Raw genomic sequence first — 20,032 nt, 5'->3', positions numbered from 1 at the left:
GCTCTATCCCAAGGTGCTTCCCGTTGTCAGGTGCAGGAGCTGCTGGCGAGGGCTTCCTCGATCGCCGGCGTAGCCCCGCTCAGCGATACCTTGCCGGCAACGGTGTCACCGATGGTGACCTCGATTTCCTTGCCGGTGCGCAACGTCTCGACATTGTCCGGCGCCAGCCGGATGCCCCAGCTATGGGACGTCAGCGCCAGGAACTCGCCGGCGAAGCCTTCATTGCGATCCGTTTTCACCTGGATCTTCTGGCGCAGGATGCCGTCCAGCCGTCCGCGCTCGGAGAGCTCCTGCTTGAGCGTCTCGGGGTCGGAACCAAAGGCAATGCGGAAGACCATCAGTTCCGGCGTATCGCAATACAGCGAAACCATCAGCGGTGACTGCCGATCCTGGGCGATCGCCATGACTGGCTGGCCATCGGGCTCATTGTCGAAACCGCTGAGCGGCTCGATCCGCCAGGCCGATGCGCCATTCAGGATTGAGACCTTGACGTCGGTGACGCGCGGCACGCCTGGCTGCGCCGGCACCGGCGCAAAGGCCGTCAGATCTCCGTCGCCCGGAGCGGCAACGGGCGCAGGCTCGCTCGGCGTCTCCGGAACCGGCGCGCCGGCGAACGGATCCTGCTTGGCTGGAGGCTGTGCCGGTGGCGATGGCGCCACGGACTCGCCGCCCGAGATCAGGCCATTGAGCGGGCCGCCCGGCAAGACGGCGAACACGGCGCCCAGTACGACGGCAAGACCGAGCGCGCCGATGCCGATCCGCTTCAGCCAGGGCGGCGACGTCTCGTCCTCGGCGAACTCGCCCGACGCTTCGACCGGCGCCTCGGGGGGCGTCGGCGGCGGTGGCGCCGGAGCCTCGGCCGGCGGCGCATGCGGGTGAATATGCGAGCGAGCCGCGATCCGGGTCTGCTTCTCGATCATGGCGATCGCGGTGCCGAGATCGCGTCGCAGCGCGCGGTAGCGCTCGGAATTGAGCACGCCCTCTTGCGAAGTGCAGGTGGCGCGGATCGTCTTCTCGACGCGCTCATAGACGCGCCGGCGCCCATCGGCCGAGGGATCGGGGAGGTTTGCAATCGCCCGGTCGAGAATAACGACGAGTTCGTTCGGGTCCATCGCGACGGCTGCTTCTTCTGAATTGACGCAGGCTGTCATCCTGCGATTGATTTACGTCATCCTACAAGTAGCTTCCAGCGAAACCGGCCGGGTCGTCCTAGCCCTTGGCCAGCCGGTCGAAAGCCAGCAACCGCTCCAGCAGAGCCGGCAATTCGTCGATCTGGATCATGTTCGGTCCATCCGAGGGCGCGTTGTCGGGATCCTGATGCGTCTCGATAAAGACGCCGGCGACACCGACGGCCACGGCCGCGCGAGCCAGTACCGCCACGAACTCCCGCTGTCCACCGGACGACGTGCCCTGACCGCCGGGCTGCTGCACCGAATGGGTGGCGTCAAAGATCACCGGCGCGCCCATGGCCGCCATGATCGGCAGCGCGCGCATGTCGGTGACGAGCGTATTGTAGCCGAAGCTGGCGCCGCGCTCGGTCAGGAGAACGTTCGGATTGCCGCTCTCGACGAGCTTGGCGAGGACGTTCTTCATGTCCCAGGGCGCGAGAAACTGGCCCTTCTTGACATTGATCACCCTGCCCGTCTCGGCGGCGGCGATCAGGAGATCGGTCTGCCGCGACAGGAAAGCCGGGATCTGCAAGATATCGGCCACTTCCGCAACCACGGCACACTGCTCGCGTTCGTGGATATCAGTGAGAATCGGCAGGCCGAATTCCTTCTTGAGATCGGCGAAGATCGGCAGCGCCGCGTCGAGGCCGGCGCCGCGCTGGCCGGAAAGGCTGGTGCGGTTCGCCTTGTCGAATGAGGACTTGTAGACGAGGCCCATGCCGAGGGCGGTGGTCATTTCCTTGAGGCGGCCGGCCATGTCGAAGGCATGCTGCCGGCTTTCCAGCTGGCACGGTCCCGCGATCAGCGTCAGCGGCAGATCATTGCCGAACGTCGCCTTGCCGACGGAGACATGCGCATTGGGTACCATCGTCATCCTTCACCCTGCCTTGAAAGCCATCCGAGCGTGAACCGACCCTTACAACGACAACCGCGCCGAAGCGACCCTCCACGCCCGTACATCCGGAATCATCGCAGGACTACGGCGGATTGAGGACATCGCGGCGGAGCGCGCAAAGGCGATGGAGAAAATCGGCACCGCCCGTCAGGCCGAGCCGGGCGCCCGACGGCGAACCTGTCGCCGCGCGGGCCAAGCCGATCGGCGCCGCCTCAGACGAGGCGTGCCTTTTCTATCGCCGCGGCGATGAACGACGCGAACAGCGGATGCGGATCGAGCGGGCGCGATTTCAGTTCCGGATGGTACTGCACACCGATGAACCACGGGTGATCTCGAAGCTCGACCGTCTCCGGCAGGACACCGTCGGGCGACATGCCGGCAAAGTGCATGCCGCAGGTCTCCAGGCGATCCTTGTAGTCGATGTTGACTTCATAGCGGTGGCGATGGCGCTCGAAGATGGTCGTCTCGCCATAGATCTCGGCGATCTTCGAGCCGGGCTCCAGATGTCCCTCATAGGCGCCGAGACGCATGGTGCCGCCGAGATCGCCGGCCGAATGCCGCTTCTCCAGCATGTTGCCCTTGAGCCATTCGGTCATCAGTCCGACGACGGGCTCGTCGGTCGGACCGAACTCGGTCGAGCTTGCCTTCTCGATGCCGGCCAGGCTGCGGGCGGCCTCGATCACGGCCATCTGCATGCCGAAGCAGATGCCGAAATACGGCACCTTGTGACGACGAGCGAAGCCAGCAGCCTTGATCTTGCCTTCCGAGCCGCGCTCACCGAAGCCGCCGGGCACCAGGATGCCGTTGACCCGCTCCAGATAAGGCGCCGGATCTTCCTTCTCGAAGATCTCGCTCTCGATCCAGTCGATGTTGACCTTGACCGTGTTGGCAATGCCGCCGTGTTGCAGCGCCTCGATCAGCGACTTATAGGCGTCCTTGAGGCCGGTATATTTGCCGACCACAGCGATCGTGACCTCGCCCTCGGGGGCGCGCAGCTTGCTGGTCAGCGCCTTCCACTTGTCGAGGACGGGCGGCGCGGCGTCGGTGATGCCGAACGCGGCCAGCACTTCATCGTCGAGGCCCTCGGCGTGATAGCTGGTCGGCACGTCATAGATGTGGGCGACGTCGAGCGCCTGGATGACGGCCGATTCGCGCACGTTGCAGAACAGCGACAGCTTGCGACGCTCTTCCTTCGGGATCGGGCGGTCGCTGCGGCAGAGCAGGATGTCCGGCTGGATGCCGATCGAGCGCAGCTCCTTGACCGAATGCTGCGTCGGCTTGGTCTTCAGCTCGCCCGCGCTGGGGATGTAGGGCATCAGCGTCAGGTGAATGTAGACGACATTGCCGCGCGGCAGGTCATTGCCGAGCTGGCGGATCGCCTCCAGGAACGGCATCGCCTCAATGTCGCCGACCGTGCCGCCGATCTCGCAGAGCACGAAATCGACATCGTCATTGCCGGAAAGCACAAAGGCCTTGATGGCGTCGGTGACGTGCGGAATGACCTGCACCGTGCCGCCGAGATAGTCGCCGCGGCGCTCCTTGGCGATGATCTCCTGGTAGATCTTCCCGGTCGTGACCGAATCAGCCTTCGAGGCTGGACGCCCCGTGAAGCGCTCATAGTGTCCGAGATCCAGATCCGTCTCGGCGCCGTCGTCGGTGACGAACACTTCGCCGTGCTGATACGGGCTCATCGTGCCCGGATCGACGTTCAGATAGGGATCGAGCTTCCTCAGACGGACCTTGTAGCCTCGCGACTGGAGCATTGCCCCGAGCGCCGCCGAGGCGATGCCCTTGCCAAGCGAGGAAACCACACCGCCGGTGATGAAGATGTACCGCGCCATGGGCCTCTACCTCAGTTTCGGATCGACCGATTCGTTTCGACAAGAGCCAGCCGCCGCAACAAACTGACGGCTAAGCCCAAATTCAGCAATTGTGCCCCTCCAAATAAAACGTCGCCGCACGGAACCGCGCGGCGACGCGAATGGAGAAAGGCTTGAGCGCGCGGTTACTGCGAGCTCGGAACCGAGGGAGCCGCGGGGGCAGCCGGCGCCGGAGCGGCCGGGGCCGCCTCGCCTGCCGGAGCAGCGGGTGCCGCAGCCGGAGCCGCGGGAGCTGCGGCCGGCGCAGCCTCGCCAGCCGGCTTCTGGCCGGGCAGCTGATCCAGGATGCCCTGTCCCTGGCCGGCGGGAGCCGACGACGACGGAGACTGGCTCTGGATCTGATCGAGGATCGAGGACGGCCGCTCGCCGTACCGCGTCAGAAGGGTAAGGCCCATCGACGTGACGAAGAAAATCGCCGCGAGGATTGCCGTCGTGCGGGTCAGGACGTTGGCCGAGCCGCGCGCCGACATGAATCCGCCGCCGCCGCCAATACCCAGCGCGCCGCCTTCGGAGCGCTGCAGCAAAACAACGGCGACGAGCGCGACGACCACCATAAGGTGGATCACGATGATGACTGTCTGCATCGATGTCTCTGATCAGAATTCAAAAAAGCTGGCGGCCTTGTACACGATCGGTTTCGCCGTTTCCAGTGCCGCGCCCCTGATATGGAGAGCGGAGAACCGGAAACAAGCCAAACACGGGATCAGGCATAGGCCGCGGCGATACCGAGGAAGTCCACGGCCTTGAGGCTGGCGCCGCCGACGAGCGCGCCGTCGACGTCGGCAATCTTGAGAATTTCGCCGGCGTTGGAAGGCTTGACCGAGCCGCCATAGAGAATGCGCATCTTGGCCCCCTCCGCGCCGAAGCGAGCGACGAGGCGTTGGCGAATATGGGCATGCACCTCGGCGATGTCGGCGTTCGACGGCGTCAGGCCGGTTCCAATCGCCCAGACCGGCTCATAGGCGATCACCAGATTGTCGGCGGTCGCGCCGTCCGGCACCGAGCCGGCGAGCTGGGTATCGACGACGGCTAGCGTCGTGCCGCCTCGGCGCTCCGCTTCCGTTTCGCCGATGCACAGAATCGCCACCAGGCCAGCGCGCCGGGCGGCCTCGGCCTTGGCGCGGACGATCGCGTCCGTCTCGGCGTGGTCGGTCCGGCGCTCGGAGTGACCGACGATGACATGGGTCGCGCCGGTGTCCGCAATCATCTCGGCCGAGAGATCGCCCGTATGCGCGCCGCTCGCCTTGGCGTGGCAATCCTGCGCCCCGATCCGAACTTGGCTGCCGAGCGCGACGACGGCGAAGGGAATCAGCTGCGTCGCCGGCGGGCAGATGGCGAGATCGACTTTCGCGCGCAAAGCGGCGTTATAGCCGGCCATGATCTGGCCGAGTTCGACGGCCGAAGCCTTCAGACCGTTCATCTTCCAGTTGCCGGCGATCAACGGCTTCGGATTCGGTGTGCTGGACATGGCGCTTCCTGGATTGCGTTTCTCGTTGGCCCCTTTGCAGCGGCCCGACGCCGACAAGTCAAGGGCGGAGCGCGCAGAACGCGGTCGCAGCGACGACGTTAACGACACACGAGCCGGCTCCGGAACGCCGAATTCGCCGCCTCAACCAGCACGAGAAGGGGGCTTCCGCATCCCGCTGACGTTGTCGTCGCGCTGCGCCTTGCCCCGACGAGGGGTCCTTTCTATGATCGCGCGCCCGAAGCGGGGCCGGCAAAGCCCCCGCGCGTTAGAGGACGTCGATGCTCAATACGATGCGCAAATACGCCACCGGCTGGGTGGCGCAGATCTTACTCGGCCTGCTCGTGCTGAGTTTCGCAGTCTGGGGCATCGCCGATGTCTTCACCGGCGTCGGCAATCATTCCGTCGCCCGCGTGGGCAATACGGATATTTCCTCCGTCAATTTTGACCGCGCCTATCGCCGCGAGCTGCAGGCGATGAGCCAGCGCGTCGGCCAGCAGATCACGCCAGACCAGGCCAAGATGCTGGGCATCCCGAACCAGGTGCTCGGCCGCCTCGTCACCGAGGCCGCGCTCGACGACCAGGCCAACAGCCTGCATATCGGCGTGTCGAAGGACATGCTGATCCGCGAGATCGCCCAGGACCCGGCCTTCCAGGGCGCGGGCGGCACCTTCGACCGCAACTATTTCGTGTCACTGCTGCGCAATAACGGCATGTCCGAAGACGCCTATGTCGTGGAGCGCCGCGCGCAGGAGAAGCGCCAGCAGATCGCCGAGTCGATCTCCGGCGGCGCAACCGCGCCGGATGCCCTGACCAAGGCCCTGCACGACTACCAGACCGAACAGCGCAACATCCGCTTCGTCGTCCTGCCGTCGTCGATCGTCGGCGAGATCGCCGCGCCGAATGCGGACGAGCTGACCGCCTACTACAATGACAACAAGGCCGAGTGGCGCGCGCCGGAAGCCCGCACGATCAGCTTCATCAAGCTCGGTCCCGAGGAAGTCGCGCGTCCCGACGACATCAGCGACGCCGACGCGCAGAAGGCCTACGACGCCGACAAGGTTCGCTTTGCCACGCCCGAGACGCGCCACGTCTTCCAGATCGTCTTCGCTGACGAAAGCACCGCTCAGGCGGCCGCTGACCGGCTGAAGGCGGGCGAGAACTTCGACGCCGTCATCGAGAGCGCCGGCAAGAAGCTCGCCGACGTCGACCTCGGTGTGGTTACCCGCGACAAGCTGATCGATCCGCAGGTGGCGGAGGCCGCCTTCGCGCTCGCTCCCAACAGCAGCAGCGACGTGATCAAGGGCAGCTTCGGCCCCGTCGTCGTGCGCGTCACCGACGTCGTGCCGGAGACCGTCAAGCCGTTCGACGCGGTCAAGGACGAGATCAAGAAGTCGCTCGCGCTCGGCAACGCCAGGGCCGAGATCAACATCCTGCGCGACGCCATCGAGGATGCCCGCGCCGGCGGCGCGGCGCTCGAGGAGATCGCCGCCAACAACAAGCTGACGCTCAAGAAGATCGTCGTCGACCAGACCGGCAAGGATCCGGACGGCAATGTCGTTGCGGATATCCCCGCCCAGGCACAGCTGCTCAAGGACGCCTTCGAGAGCGACGTGGGCATCGACAACGCCGCGGTTCCGACCGATGACGGCTATGTCTGGTTCTCCGTCGCCGAGATCAACCCGGCCCATGACCGTCCGCTCGACGAGGTCAAGGACAAGGTGATTGAGGCCTGGAAGAAGCAGACGGCGGCCGACAAGCTCGCCGCCAAGGCCAAGGAGGCGAAGGATCGCCTCGGCAAGGGCGAGACGCTGGACGACATCGCCGCCTCGCTCGGTCTCACCGTGCAGGCCCAGGACAAGCAGACGCGCGGCGGCCAGCCCGGCGCCGGCCTCTCCGCCGACGCCGTCAAGGCGGCGTTCAGCGGTCCGAAGGGTTCTGCCGAAGTAGCACCCGGCGCACAGGATGGCGAACAGATCGTCCTGCAGGTGGCGGATGTCATCGAGACGCCGTACACTCCGGCCAAGGATGACGGCAATCCGCTTACCCAGCAGCTTGCCGACGCCATGCAGAACGATCTTCTGCAGCAGTATGTCTCCGAGCTGCAGCGCCAGCTCGGTGCAACGGTCAACCAGACCGTCCTGCAGCAGATCATCAGCGCTATCTGAGGGTTGATAGGAACCGATGTCGCCTCACCTTTTGCCCGAAACGCGTTCCGGTCGGCCGTGCCTCGCACGCGTCGCCGGTATCGCCTCCGACGGAACGCCTGCCCCGCGCGGGGCAGGTTCGTGGCCGTTTGCGGGAATCTGGCAGCAGGCGGCATCTTGGCGGCGCACGCAGACCTGGCGATGGCGTTGATCGCCATCCCGGCCCCGGCCGGGAAGACGAGATCCATGCCATTGCCGCGACCGTGTCGCGTTGCCAATCAGGCTCGATGAGCCTTCCCAACCTGATGGACTGAAACCATGTTGATCGAGCCGTCGCTGGAGACGATTGCGCCTGCCTATGAAGAAGGCCGCGCGCAAGTCGTCTGGACACGAATGGTTGCCGATTTGGAGACCCCCGTCTCCGCCATGCTGAAGCTCTCGGCCGGACGTTCGAAGACGTTCCTGCTCGAATCCGTCGAGGGCGGCGCCGTGCGCGGCCGATACTCGATGATCGGCATCGAACCCGACCTGATCTTCCGCGCCTTCGGTGACAAGGCCGAGCTGAACGCGCAGCCGGCGCGCGATCCGGAGGCCTTCGAGCCGCTGGAAGGACGCTCGCTCGACGCGCTGCGCCGGGTCATCGCCGCCTCGCATATCGACCTGCCGGAGAACCTGCCGCCGATGTCGGCCGGCATCTTCGGCTATCTCGGCTATGACATGGTGCGTCAGATGGAGGATCTCGGCGCGCCGAATCCCGACGCGCTCGGCGTTCCCGACGCCATCATGCTGCGGCCGACGGTCATGGTGATCTTCGATTCGATCAAGGACGAGATCACGCTGGTTACCCCCGTGCGTCCGGCGGCCGGTGTCACCGCCGCGCAGGCCCACGCCCGCGCCGTCGAACGCCTGACGGCGGTTGTGGATACGCTGGAGGGCCCGCTGCACCGCAGCCCCTACCCCGACGACATAGATCTCGCTGTGCCCGTCGTCTCCAACACGACGCATGAGCGCTATCTGGAGATGGTCGGCAAGGCGAAGGAATACATCGCCGCCGGCGACATCTTCCAGGTCGTGCTGTCGCAGCGCTTCGAGGCGCCGTTCAGCCTGCCGCCCTTCGCGCTCTACCGGGCGCTTCGCCGGACCAATCCGTCGCCCTTCCTGTATTTCCTCGACTTCGGCGACTTCGCCGTTGCCGGGTCGAGCCCGGAAATCCTGGTTCGCGTGCGCGACGGCGAAGTGACGATCCGTCCGATCGCCGGCACGCGCCGCCGGGGCGCGACGCCGGACGAGGACAAGGCGCTGGCCGCCGAGCTTCTCGCTGACCCGAAGGAACTGGCCGAACACTTGATGCTGCTCGACCTCGGCCGCAACGATGTCGGCCGCGTCGCCGAAATCGGCACCGTGAAGGTCACCGACAAGTTCTTCCTCGAGTACTACAGCCAAGTGATGCACATCGTCTCGAACGTGGTCGGAAGGCTGTCCTCGGACTACGACATGCTCGACGCGCTCGCCGCCGGCTTCCCGGCCGGTACGGTTTCCGGCGCGCCGAAGGTCCGCGCCATGGAGATCATCGACGAGTTGGAGGGCGAAAAGCGCGGCATCTATGCCGGTTGCGTCGGCTATTTCTCGGCCGATGGCGCGATGGATACCTGCATCGTGCTCCGTACCTCGATCGTCAAGGACGGCAAGATGTATGCGCAGGCCGGCGCCGGCATTGTCGCCGACTCCGTGCCCGAGAGCGAACACCAGGAGTGCATTGCCAAAGCACGCGCGCTCTTCCGTGCAGCCGAGGAAGCGGTAAAGTTCGCTTCTCAGGCTGGACGCGGGCAGTAGACGAAGCGGAGGGGACGCAGCATCATGGCTTTTCTCGTCATCGATAACTACGACAGCTTCACCTACAATCTCGTCCATTATCTGGGGGAGCTTGGCGCCAAGCTGATTATCAAGCGCAACGACAAAATCACCGTCGAAGCGGCCATAGCCCTTGATCCCGAGGGTATCGTCCTGTCGCCGGGACCCTGCACGCCCAACGAGGCCGGCATCTGCCTGGACCTGATCGAGCGGGTCGGCGCCACCATTCCGATCTTCGGCGTCTGCCTCGGCCATCAGGCCATCGGCCAGGCCATGGGCGGCGACGTGATTCGCGCGCCGAGCCAGATGCATGGCAAGGTTTCGACCATCCGGCACACCGGCAAGAGCGTTTTCCGCGGCATCAACGGCCCCTTCAAGGCGACGCGCTATCACTCGCTGACGGTGAAGCGCGAGACCATGCCCTCGGTGCTCGAGATCACAGCGGAATCGGAAGACGGCGTCGTCATGGGCGCCATGCACAAGACGCTCCCGATGCATGGCGTGCAGTTCCATCCGGAGAGCATCGCCTCCGAGCACGGACACCTCATGCTGAGGAACTTCCTCGATCTGGCGGCGGAGTGGAACGCGAGCCATCGCACGCCCCGATCGGTCGCCTGAGGTGCATGCGAACCATGAATGATTTCAAGTCCCACATTGCCAAGGTCGCTGCGGGCAAATCGCTCGATCGCGCCGAGGCCGAGGCTGCCTTCGACGTGATCATGTCTGGGTCGGCGACGCCGGCCCAGATCGGCGGCTTCCTGATGGCGCTGCGCGTCCGTGGCGAGACCGTCGACGAAATCGCCGGCGCCGTCTCGACGATGCGCGCCAAGATGACGCCTGTCGATGCGCCGGCTGATGCCATCGACATCGTCGGCACGGGTGGCGACGGCGCCCATACCTTCAACATCTCGACCGCTTCGGCCTTCGTCGTCGCCGGCGCGGGCGTGCCCGTCGCCAAGCACGGCAATCGCGCCGTGTCGTCGAAGTCCGGCGCCGCCGACGTCCTGATGGCGCTCGGCGTCAATGTCGACATCCCGCCGGACACAATCGCCCGCGCCATCCGCGAGGCCGGCATCGGTTTCATGTTCGCACCATCGCATCATTCGGCGATGAAGCATGTCGGCCCTGCCCGCGTCGAACTGGGCACGCGAACGATCTTCAACATCCTCGGCCCGCTCGCCAATCCGGGCGGCGTCAAGCGACAGCTGATCGGCGTCTATTCGGAAGAATGGGTCGAGCCGATCGCGCATGTGCTGGCCGCCCTCGGCTCGGAGAGCGCGTGGATCGTCTATGGCGCCGGTGGCGTCGACGAGATCACCACGGCGGGGACGACCAAGGTCGCCGCGCTGCGGAACGGCGAGATCCGGACCTTCTCGGTCAATCCCGGCTCCGTCGGCCTGCCTATCTCCCCCGTCGAGGCCATTCGCGGCGGTGACGCCGAATACAACGCCAACGCGCTCCGCGCCCTGCTCGAAGGCGAACAGGGCGCCTATCGCGACACCGTGCTGATGAATGCCGGCGCGGCTCTGGTCGTCGCCGGCCGCGCCGCCACGCTCGCCGAGGGCGTCGCGCTCGCCGCCGCCTCGATCGACGAGGGCCGCGCGCATGAACGTCTCGATCGCCTCGTCGCGATCACGAACGGATAGTTTGATGACCGATATCCTGAAGAAGATCGAAGCGACCAAGCGCGAGGAGATCGCGGCGGCCAAGGCGAAGGTATCGCCGGCCGAGATCGCGGCGCGGGCCAAGGACGCCCCGCCGGCGCGCGGCTTCGTCGACGCGATCCGCCGCAAACTCGCGGCCAACCAACCGGCACTGATCGCCGAGATCAAGAAGGCGAGCCCGTCCAAGGGACTGATCCGTCCCGACTTCGACCCGCCGTCGCTGGCACGGGCCTATGAGGCCGGCGGCGCAGCCTGCCTTTCGGTTCTGACCGACACGCCCTATTTCCAGGGCTCGCCTGACTATCTGATCGCCGCGCGCGAGGCCGTCGGTCTGCCGGCGCTGCGCAAGGATTTCCTCTACGAGGACTACCAGGTCTACGAGGCGCGCGCCTGGGGCGCCGACTGCATCCTGATCATCATGGCCGGCGTTTCGGACGACGTGGCGAAATCGCTGGAGGAAACGGCGATAAGTCTCGGCATGGACGTCCTGATCGAAGTGCATGACGAGCCTGAGCTCGAGCGCGCTCTCCGGCTCGCTTCGCCGATGATCGGCATCAACAACCGCAATTTGCGGACGTTCGAAGTCTCATTGGAAAATTCGGAGCGGCTCGCGCCGCAGGTGCCGGACGACCGGATCCTGGTCGGCGAGAGCGGCATCTTCACGCCGGCCGACATCGCCCGTCTGCGCGACGTACGGATCAACACCTATCTCGTCGGTGAAAGCCTGATGCGGCAGGAGGACGTCGCCGCCGCAACCGCGCAACTGCTCGGTCGCGCCGGGGCCTGAGCATGACGGTATCGATCCGCCCCGCGCGCCCGGAGGATATTCCGGCCCTACGGGCCGTCGAAAGGGACGCGGGCCAGCGCTTCGGCGCGGTCGGCCTCGCGGCGATTGCCGACAACGAACCGACCAGTGAAGCCTTCATGGCCGCCGTGCTGGCGCATGGCATCGCATTCAGCGCCGTGGATGCTGACGAAGCGCCCGTCGGTTTTCTTCTGGCGGGAAAGCTCGACCACGGACTGCACATCTACGAAATCTCGGTCGCGACGCAATTCGGCGGCCGCGGCATCGGCAGCCAATTGCTGCTAGCGATCGAACAGGCGGCTCGCGAACTATTGATCCCGGCGATGACGCTGGCCACGTTCCGCGATGTGCCATGGAACCGTCCGTTCTACGAGCGGCGCGGCTTCGTCGAGGTTCCCTGGGAGAATTGGACCCCGGCCTTCCATCTGCTGCATGCTGGAGAGCAGCTTTCGAAGCTGCCGCTGGATCGCCGCCTCTTCATGCGCAAGGAACTTCGCTGATGCCCCCTCGCCTCACGCATCTGGATGAGACCGGCGCCGCCCATATGGTGGACGTCTCGGGCAAGGCCGTCACGGAACGTACCGCCGTCGCCGAGGGCATGGTCAAGATGCAGGCCACGACGCTGGAGCTGATCCGATCCGGCACGGCCGCCAAGGGCGACGTCATCGCCACGGCCCGTATCGCCGGCATCATGGCGGCGAAGAAAACGCATGAGCTGATTCCGCTCTGCCATCCGATCATGCTCTCGAAGGTGACGATCGACATCGAGTTCGACGGCGATCTGCCCGGCCTGCGCATCCGCGCCACCACCAAGGTGGCCGAGCGTACCGGCGTCGAGATGGAGGCGCTGACGGCCGTCTCGGTCGCCTGCCTCACCATTTACGACATGGCCAAAGCGGTCGATCGCGGCATGACGATCGGCAACATCCGGCTGCTGGAGAAGACCGGCGGCCGCTCCGGCGACTGGCAGGCCGACTGATGGCCGATCCCTTGCTTCCGGTCGAGGACGCTATCCTGCGCGTCGTGCAGGATGTCGAGCCGACCGCCTCGGAGGACGTGCCGCTCGGCCAGGCGCTGAACCGTATCCTCGCCGCCCCGCTCGCCGCGCTCCGGACGCAGCCGCCCGTCGATCTCTCGGCCATGGACGGCTACGCGGTGCGCGCCGTCGATGTTGCGAGCCTGCCGGCGCATCTGACCCTGATCGGCGCGGCTCCGGCCGGTCACGCCTTCGCCGGCACCGTCGGCGAGAACCAGGCCGTGCGGATCTTCACTGGCGCCCCGGTTCCCGCCGGCGCCGACGCCATCCTGCTGCAGGAGGACGCCGTCGTCGAAGCCGACGGCCGGATCCGGGCGACGGAAACCGTGAGGCCGCAGCAGCATATCCGCGTCAAAGGCCTCGATTTTGTCGCCGGCCAGGAACTGCTCGCCACCGGAACGCGGCTCGGCATGCGGCAATTGTCGCTCGCCGCGGCCCTCAATCACGGCCGGGTTCCAGTCAGGGCCAGGCCCCGCGTCGCCATCATCGCCACCGGCGACGAGCTCGTGGCGCCCGGCTCCGAACTCGGGCCCAACCAGATCGTCGCCTCGAACAGCTTCGGCATCGCGGCGCTGGTCGAGACGATGGGCGGCACGGCGATCGATCTCGGCATCATCGCCGACGACCGCGCGGCGCTGGCCGCCGCCATCGATCGCGCAGCGGCCAGTGGCGCCGACATCCTGGTGACGCTCGGCGGTGCCTCGGTCGGCGAGCATGATATCGTCCGCGAAGTCCTGATCGGCCGCGGCATGGATCTCGACTTCTGGAAGATCGCCATGCGGCCCGGCAAGCCGCTGATGTCAGGCAAGATCGGCCCGATGCGGGTGCTGGGTCTGCCGGGGAACCCGGTCTCCAGCCTCGTCTGCGCGCTGCTGTTCCTGAAGCCCCTGCTCCGGCGCCTGCTCGGCCTCGAACTCGTCGACGAGACCGAAACGGCCGAACTCGGCGGGCCCGTACGCGAGAACGACCGCCGCCAGGACTACGTCCGTGCCAGCCTGGTCGATCTGCCGGACGGCCGGCGGATCGCCACGCCACTGCCGCGCCAGGACAGCTCGATGCTGTCGACCTTCGCGCAGGCGATCTGCCTGATCGTGCGGCCTCCCTTCGCCGCCGCCGAGCCCAAAGGCGCGGCGTGCCGGGTGCTGCGGCTGCCCTGAGGCGTCGGATCGGCCACTTTCGGAACTATTTTTGCGATTGCCATCAAGAGTCATTCCGCTAGGGAATGAAATGTGATCTATGATGCGCCCGTTAGAATCCTCGGCTAAGGAACCGCGCCCGGTAACAACCGTTACCCCAGAGCGCATCGAGCCGTGGGGAGGTGTCCAATGGTCAAGTCGGTTGCCAAGCCGTCCCTGAGCACGCGCACGCTCCATGTCGGATCGAGCTTTGCCGCGGGCGCGATGATGCTCTCTCGCATGAACCGTTCCGAGATCTCTCGCTATGACGATCTCGTCGCGGACCTCTGCTGCCTCCATACACCTAGCGGCCGCGGCGAGGAGCGCAAGGAGTTGGCGCCACGTCGGCGCTGGCGGCTCTGGGGCGTTAACACCGCCGTTAACAAGCGCTAACGGCGCACCCTTCCGGTAACCCTTCGTTAGCCCTGTCAGGCTGCGCCGACTCGCGCGTCGTGATCGGTGCGGGTCGCGTGGGCGTGGAAGTCGAGATCGACCACCAGCGGCAGGTGATCGGAGGCGACGCGGGCCAGCGGCGTACGCACCACCTCGACATTGCGGATGGCGGCGCGACCGCGCAGCCAGACGTGATCAATCCGCAGCGCCGGCAGGCGTCCCGGGAAGGTCGGCTTCGCCTTCCGCTCGCCCCAGGCCTTCTGGACGTCGATGAACTCGGAGGCGAGCCGCCGATACGGCGCGAGACCCGGCGGGGCGTTGAAGTCACCCAGGAAGACCACCGGATCGCGGCAATCGGGATGGCCGAGCCATTCCGGTCCGAGCAGGGTGGAGAGCTGGAGCATCTGCTCGTGCGGCCAGACGCCGAGATGGGTGTTCACCACCTGCACCTTGACGCCGCCGACATCGACCGAGGCCCAGAGCGCCCCGCGCGGTTCGACCTTGATGCGGTCGTGGAAGCCGGGCAGCACGTTCATCTTCTTCATCGTGTAGGGCAGCGAGGTCAGGATGGCGTCGCCATAGTGCTCGTCCGGCCCGATCCGGGTCGAGGGATGGAAATGCGCTTCCATGCCGAGCAGCTCGGCCAGGATCCGCGCCTGGTCGATCCGGCCGCTGCGCGGCCGGCCGACGTCGATCTCCTGCAGCGCGACGATGTCCGGTCGGCAGCTCTCGATCACCTTGGCGATGCGCTCGGGCGACATGTGCTTGTCGATGCCGACGCAGGCATGGACGTTGTAGGAAAGAATGCGGACTTTTGTCATGGAATCCAGATTAGCGGGCGTGGGGGCCAAGGCAATTCACCCTTTGTCCAATGTGCAGACATGCCGCGAGTTCCCGCCCGCTGGCCGCAAGTCGCCGCTCAGGCGCGCCGGCGGTGGATCGCCGCGCCCAGCGCCGCCACCCAGGTCCGGGCCGGCTTGAAGTCCGGCTCCGGACGACCCGATTCCAGCTCGCCGATCAGGACCTTCAGCTTGGACGCGATGACGTCGAGCGTCTCGCGATCATATTTGTCGGTCGCCGGATCGGCCTCGACCTCGCGGCGAATGACGGCGAACGTCTCCATCCAGCTTTCCGTGTCGTCGACCGAGGCACCCGGCTGCAAGGCGTTGTGCAGTGCGCCGAGGAGTTTCAGAACGTCCATGTGATCCCTATCCGCTGGTTCCGATGGGCTCCTTATCCATCGGTCGCCCGCCGCCATCAAGTGCGGCCGCTATCCCGGACAGGAAGGCGGCCGGGACTCAAGGCGCGAGGGCCGGCTCGGCGCCACCCGCCGGGTCGCCGGATCGGGCAGCGCCCGGATCGCTCGACTTCGGCTCCTTGATGCGGAAGCTGGTGACATAGAGCGCCGGCAGGAACAGCAGCGTCAGCAGGGTCGCCCCCGCGAGGCCGCCGACGATGGCATAGGCCATCGGCCCCCAGAACACGTCCCGCATGATCGGGATCATGCCCAGGATGGCGGCCGAAGCCGTCAGCATGATCGGCCGGAAGCGATGCTGCGCCGCCTCGATCACCGCTTCCCAGGCGTTCTCGCCCGCCTTCCGGGTATGCTCGATCTGGTCGATCAGGATCACCGAATTGCGGATGATCATGCCGGCGAGCGCGATGATGCCGAGCGTGGCGACGAAGCCCATCGGCGTATTGGTGAACAGCAGCGCCGCGACAACACCGATCAGGCCGAGCGGGGCCACGCTGACGACGAGCAGCAGCCGGGAGACGCTCTGCAACTGGACCATCAGGATGATCAGCATCATGCCGACCATGATCGGCACCTGGGCCATCAGGGCGGCATTGCTCTCCGCGCTCTTCTCGACGGTGCCGCCCTCGATGATCGTTGTCCCGAACGGCAGCGTCGCGCGGATCTTCTCCAGTTCGGGCCGCAGCCGCGAATAGACGGTCGCTGCCTGCAGGCCCGGCATCATGTTGGCCTGCACGGTCATGGTGGGCAGGCCGTCGCGCATGCCGACATAGCCCTCGTCGAGGACGTACTCGATCGAGGCAACCTCGCGCAGCGGCACGGAATGGCCGTTGGGCAGGCTGATCTGCAGGTTGCGGACGCCTTCGAGCGACGCACGGGTGCTGTCGTCGGCGCGGGCGACCAGATCGATCAGGTAGATCGAGTCACGCAGCTGCGTGATGGTCGTGCCGGAGAGAACCGCCTGCAGGGCCTGCTGCAACGTCTTGGAGCTCAGCCCGACGCGGCGCGCCGTATCCTGGTCGACGACGATCCGCAGCGCCTTGTTCTTGTCGCGCCAATCGAAATTGATGTCGCGCGCCAGCCCCGAACTGGTCATCGCGGCGACGAGCTCGTCGGCGAACTGGCGTGCCTCGTCCGTCGTGCGGCCGGTGACCCGGTACTGGATCGGCCAGCCGACCGGCGGTCCGAGCTCGAGATCCTGCACGAAGGTGGTGACGTCGGGCGCCGCCGTCGGCAACTCGGCCAGGAGCTTCGCCTTGACCCGTTCGCGTTCCTCGATGCCCTTCGTCACGATGACGAACTGGCCGATGAAATCATTGTCACTCAGCACGGCGAGCGGCAGATAGAAGCGGATGGCGCCGCCGCCGATATAGTTGGAATAACGCTCGATATCCGGATCGCCGTCGATCAGCTTCTGCACCCGGTTGACCGTGTCCTCGGTGGCGAAGATCGATGCCGCCGCCGGCAGGTTGATGGTCACGAGCAGTTCCGGGCGGTCAGACGACGGGAAGAACTGCCGCTGCACGAATTGCTGGCCGAACAGGGCTAGCGCAAAGAGCCCCAGCGTGACGGCGATGGTCAGATAGCGGAAGCGCATGCAGAACAGCAGAAGGTGCTTGTAGAGCGTGGTGACGCGGCCATACTCGCGCGCGCCTTCCTGGTGCTTGGCGACGATCTTGTTCGGCAGCACGAAGACGCCGATCACCGGCGCGAAGACGACGGCGACGAACCAGGACGAAACCAGGGCAATCGCGATCACGGCGAACAGCGAGAAGCAGTACTGGCCGGTATTGCTGTCGGCGAAGCCGATCGGGAAGAAGCCGAAGATCGTCACCAGCGTGCCGGTGAGCATCGGAAAGGCCGTCGTGACATAGGCGAAGGTCGCCGCCTTGGCCTTCTCGTAGCCTTCCTCGATCTTCGAGACCATCATTTCGACGGTGATCATGGCGTCATCGACGAGCAGCCCGAGAGCGATGATCAGCGCTCCCAGCGAAATGCGCTGCAGGCTGATTTCGGCCAGTTCCATGCCGATGAAGACGATCGACAGCACCAGCGGGATCGACAGCGCCACGACCAGGCCGGCCCGCAATCCGAGGCTGATGAAGCTGACGGCCAGCACGATGATCAGCGCTTCCAACAGGGCGTCGGTGAAGCCGGCAATGGCCTCCTTGACGACCTGGGGCTGATCCGAGACCAGCACGACATCGATGCCGACCGGGAAATCCTGCTGCAGCCGCGCCGCGATCTCGGCGAGGCCGCGTCCGAACTCCAGATTGTTGCCGCCCGCCTTCATCGACATGCCGAGGCCGATCGCCTGCTTGCCGTTGACGCGGAACATCTTGCTGGGCGGGTCGACATAGCCCTCTTCCACCGTGGCGATATCGGTCAGGTGGAAGAAGCGGTTGTTGATGAAGAGGTTGACCGCCTCGAGGCTTTCCTTGGTGAGGAAGCCGCCGGTCACGTTGACGAGGATGTTCTCGTCCGGCGTGTTGACCACGCCCGAAGGGACGAGCGCGTTCTGGTCGGCGATCGAGTTCAGGACGTCGTTCAAATTGAGGCCGAGGGCGGCCAGCTTTTGCGGCGAGAAGGACAGATAGAACTTCTGGTCCTGCTGGCCGAACATCATCACCTTGCTGACGTCGTGCCCGTTCTGGAAGGCCATCTTGGCCTGTTCGGCGAAATCGCGCGTCTGCCGCAGCGTAAAACCATCAAAGGTGATGCCGTAGATGACGCCGTAGACGTCACCGAACTCGTCGTTGAAGAACGGCCCCTGAATGCCCTGCGGGAACGTCTGCCTGATGTCGTAGACCTTCTTGCGTACCTCGTACCAGATGAACGGGATCTGGTCGGGCGGCGTCGACTGAAGAAGGTTGACGTAGATGACCGACTGGCCGGGCGTCGTGTAGGAGTTGATATAGTCGATATCAGGCGTTTCGCGGAGCTTCTTCTCCAGCCGGTCGGTAATCTGCGAGATGGTATCGGCCGTGGTGGCACCGGGCCAGTTGACCTGCACGAGCATGGTCTGGACAGCGAATTCCGGATCTTCCTCGCGGCCGAGGCTCACATAGGACTTCACCCCCGCGACGACGCAGAGCACCATGAAGAAGGTGACCAGCGTCTTGTGATTGATCGCCCACTCGGAAAGATTGAGGCCGCCCATCATTGCGACGCGACCTTTTCGAGCGCCACCTTCTGTCCTTCGGCCAGCGAATTGACGCCGGCCATCACGACGATGTCGCCCTTCTCCAGCCCGCCGGTGATCTGCACGGTCCGCTCGTCATACTGGTCGATCTCGACCGGCACCTTCTTGACGATGTTGTCGGGACTGGTGACCACCCAGACAGATGGCTTGTCGCCGGTCTGCAGGATCGCGGTCGAGGGCAGCGTCACGACGACCTTGCCCTCGAAATTGACCTCGCCGACGACCACGGCGCCGATGAACATCTCCGGCGGCGGATTTTCCAGCGTGACCTTGACGGTATAGGTGCCGGTGATCGGATCGGCATTCGGCGCGATTTCCCGAACCTCGCCCTCGACGGTGACACTCGGCTTGGCCTGCAGCCGGACCTTGACCTTCATGCCGACCTTGGCGCGAGCGATGTTCAGCACCGAGATCGAGAACACGCCGTCGCGATCGTCATAGCTCGACAGTTGCACGACCATCTCGCCGGCCTGCACGACCTGGCCGACATTGGCGCCGACCTGCGTGACGACCCCGGCGGTCGGGGCCTTCAGATTGGTGTAGCCCAGCTGGTCCTGGGCAAGCTTCAGATTGGCCTGGGCGCCCATCATGTTGGCCTGCGCCGTCTGCAGGTCCTTGAGCGCCTGGTCATAGCGGGCCTGGGACGTGAAGCCGTTCGCCAGCAACTGCTTGAAGCGGCCTTCCTCGCCGGCGGCCTGATCCAGCCCCGCCTGGGCGGAGCTGATCTGGGACTGCGCGGCCGTCAGCTTCGACTGGTAATCGACCGGGTCGATCCGGGCGAGCGGATCGCCGAGCTTGACGATGGCGCCGACATCGACGTCGCGGCTGAGCAGGCGCCCGCCGACCAGGAAGCCGACATTATTGACGTAGCGCGCCTGGATCGTGCCGCTGCCCTCGCCCGACAATTGCAGCGGCTTGGGCTCGACAACGAGGGTGCGCACCGTGCGGGGCGGCAGCGGCGCCGGCTTCTCCTCGGAACACGCGGCGAGAAAGAGCGCTGCGCCCCCCACCAGGGCAAGAGCGGCTACAAACTTCCGAGCACGTCTGTCAGGCATGGCTTCCCCGCGGCGATTCTTTTCAGAACCTCTGCGGGAT

General features: G+C 65.6%; 18 protein-coding genes. 9 read left to right on the top strand and 9 right to left on the bottom strand.

Annotation, left to right across the window (positions count from 1 at the left end; translation table 11 throughout):
* Positions 1–26: 26 nt before the first annotated feature.
* From G342_RS26105 to tpiA, 5 genes are all read right to left on the bottom strand, one after another.
* The gene (locus tag G342_RS26105) at positions 27–1,112 is read right to left on the bottom strand and encodes a hypothetical protein (RefSeq protein WP_156830997.1); all 1,086 of its coding nucleotides are present in this window, start codon (positions 1,110–1,112) and stop codon (positions 27–29) included.
* A 97-nt stretch (positions 1,113–1,209) separates the two neighbouring features.
* Complete coding sequence (kdsA, locus tag G342_RS0117910) at positions 1,210–2,037, bottom strand: 3-deoxy-8-phosphooctulonate synthase (protein ID WP_018184549.1); 828 nt, start codon at positions 2,035–2,037, stop codon at positions 1,210–1,212.
* Positions 2,038–2,276: 239 nt separating this feature from the next.
* A complete protein-coding gene (locus tag G342_RS0117900; RefSeq protein ID WP_018184547.1) occupies positions 2,277–3,905 on the bottom strand; it encodes a CTP synthase in 1,629 nt (542 codons plus the stop codon).
* A 164-nt stretch (positions 3,906–4,069) separates the two neighbouring features.
* Positions 4,070–4,528 (bottom strand): preprotein translocase subunit SecG, encoded by a 459-nt coding sequence (gene secG / locus G342_RS0117895; RefSeq protein WP_018184546.1) that lies wholly within the window; start codon positions 4,526–4,528, stop codon positions 4,070–4,072.
* A gap of 119 nt (positions 4,529–4,647) precedes the next feature.
* A complete protein-coding gene (gene tpiA / locus G342_RS0117890; RefSeq protein ID WP_018184545.1) occupies positions 4,648–5,412 on the bottom strand; it encodes a triose-phosphate isomerase in 765 nt (254 codons plus the stop codon).
* 278 nt (positions 5,413–5,690) lie between these two features.
* On the opposite strand from tpiA, the gene G342_RS0117885 reads away from it, so the two are divergent.
* From G342_RS0117885 to G342_RS0117845, 9 genes are all read left to right on the top strand, one after another.
* The gene (locus G342_RS0117885; RefSeq protein ID WP_018184544.1) at positions 5,691–7,577 is read left to right on the top strand and encodes a peptidylprolyl isomerase; all 1,887 of its coding nucleotides are present in this window, start codon (positions 5,691–5,693) and stop codon (positions 7,575–7,577) included.
* 297 nt (positions 7,578–7,874) lie between these two features.
* A complete protein-coding gene (gene trpE, locus G342_RS0117880; RefSeq protein ID WP_018184543.1) occupies positions 7,875–9,389 on the top strand; it encodes an anthranilate synthase component I in 1,515 nt (504 codons plus the stop codon).
* Positions 9,390–9,413: 24 nt separating this feature from the next.
* Positions 9,414–10,025 carry an anthranilate synthase component II gene (locus tag G342_RS0117875; protein WP_018184542.1) on the top strand — a complete coding sequence of 204 codons (612 nt, stop codon included), beginning with the start codon at positions 9,414–9,416 and terminating at the stop codon, positions 10,023–10,025.
* 14 nt (positions 10,026–10,039) lie between these two features.
* A complete protein-coding gene (trpD, locus tag G342_RS0117870) occupies positions 10,040–11,053 on the top strand; it encodes an anthranilate phosphoribosyltransferase (RefSeq protein ID WP_018184541.1) in 1,014 nt (337 codons plus the stop codon).
* A gap of 4 nt (positions 11,054–11,057) precedes the next feature.
* Positions 11,058–11,858 carry an indole-3-glycerol phosphate synthase TrpC gene (gene trpC / locus G342_RS0117865; protein ID WP_018184540.1) on the top strand — a complete coding sequence of 267 codons (801 nt, stop codon included), beginning with the start codon at positions 11,058–11,060 and terminating at the stop codon, positions 11,856–11,858.
* A gap of 2 nt (positions 11,859–11,860) precedes the next feature.
* Entirely contained in the window at positions 11,861–12,376 is a 516-nt protein-coding gene (locus G342_RS0117860) for a GNAT family N-acetyltransferase (protein WP_018184539.1), read from the top strand.
* Positions 12,376–12,855, top strand: coding sequence for a cyclic pyranopterin monophosphate synthase MoaC (moaC, locus tag G342_RS0117855; protein ID WP_018184538.1), 480 nt, complete (start codon positions 12,376–12,378; stop codon positions 12,853–12,855). Before G342_RS0117860 ends, moaC begins: the two co-directional genes overlap by 1 nt.
* A complete protein-coding gene (locus tag G342_RS0117850) occupies positions 12,855–14,069 on the top strand; it encodes a molybdopterin molybdotransferase MoeA (RefSeq protein ID WP_018184537.1) in 1,215 nt (404 codons plus the stop codon). The genes moaC and G342_RS0117850 overlap by 1 nt, the downstream gene beginning before the upstream one ends.
* 168 nt (positions 14,070–14,237) lie before the next feature.
* Positions 14,238–14,480, top strand: a complete 243-nt coding sequence (locus G342_RS0117845; RefSeq protein ID WP_018184536.1) for a hypothetical protein — start codon at positions 14,238–14,240, stop codon at positions 14,478–14,480.
* A 35-nt stretch (positions 14,481–14,515) separates the two neighbouring features.
* Here the strand turns inward: G342_RS0117845 and G342_RS24565 are convergent, their stop codons facing one another.
* The 4 genes from G342_RS24565 to G342_RS0117825 form a co-directional block, all read right to left on the bottom strand.
* Entirely contained in the window at positions 14,516–15,301 is a 786-nt protein-coding gene (locus G342_RS24565; protein WP_018184535.1) for an endonuclease/exonuclease/phosphatase family protein, read from the bottom strand.
* Positions 15,302–15,399: 98 nt separating this feature from the next.
* A complete protein-coding gene (locus G342_RS0117835; RefSeq protein WP_018184534.1) occupies positions 15,400–15,681 on the bottom strand; it encodes a hypothetical protein in 282 nt (93 codons plus the stop codon).
* A gap of 97 nt (positions 15,682–15,778) precedes the next feature.
* Positions 15,779–18,898 carry an efflux RND transporter permease subunit gene (locus G342_RS24560; RefSeq protein WP_051094299.1) on the bottom strand — a complete coding sequence of 1,040 codons (3,120 nt, stop codon included), beginning with the start codon at positions 18,896–18,898 and terminating at the stop codon, positions 15,779–15,781.
* The gene (locus G342_RS0117825) at positions 18,895–19,992 is read right to left on the bottom strand and encodes an efflux RND transporter periplasmic adaptor subunit (protein ID WP_026304572.1); all 1,098 of its coding nucleotides are present in this window, start codon (positions 19,990–19,992) and stop codon (positions 18,895–18,897) included. The genes G342_RS24560 and G342_RS0117825 overlap by 4 nt, the downstream gene beginning before the upstream one ends.
* Positions 19,993–20,032: the final 40 nt, after the last annotated feature.

The organism is Kaistia granuli DSM 23481 (genome assembly GCF_000380505.1).
Taxonomy (GTDB): Bacteria; Pseudomonadota; Alphaproteobacteria; order Rhizobiales; family Kaistiaceae; genus Kaistia; species Kaistia granuli.
The sequence above is the reverse complement of the archived record's forward strand: the minus strand, read 5'-3'. Positions and strand labels throughout refer to the sequence as shown.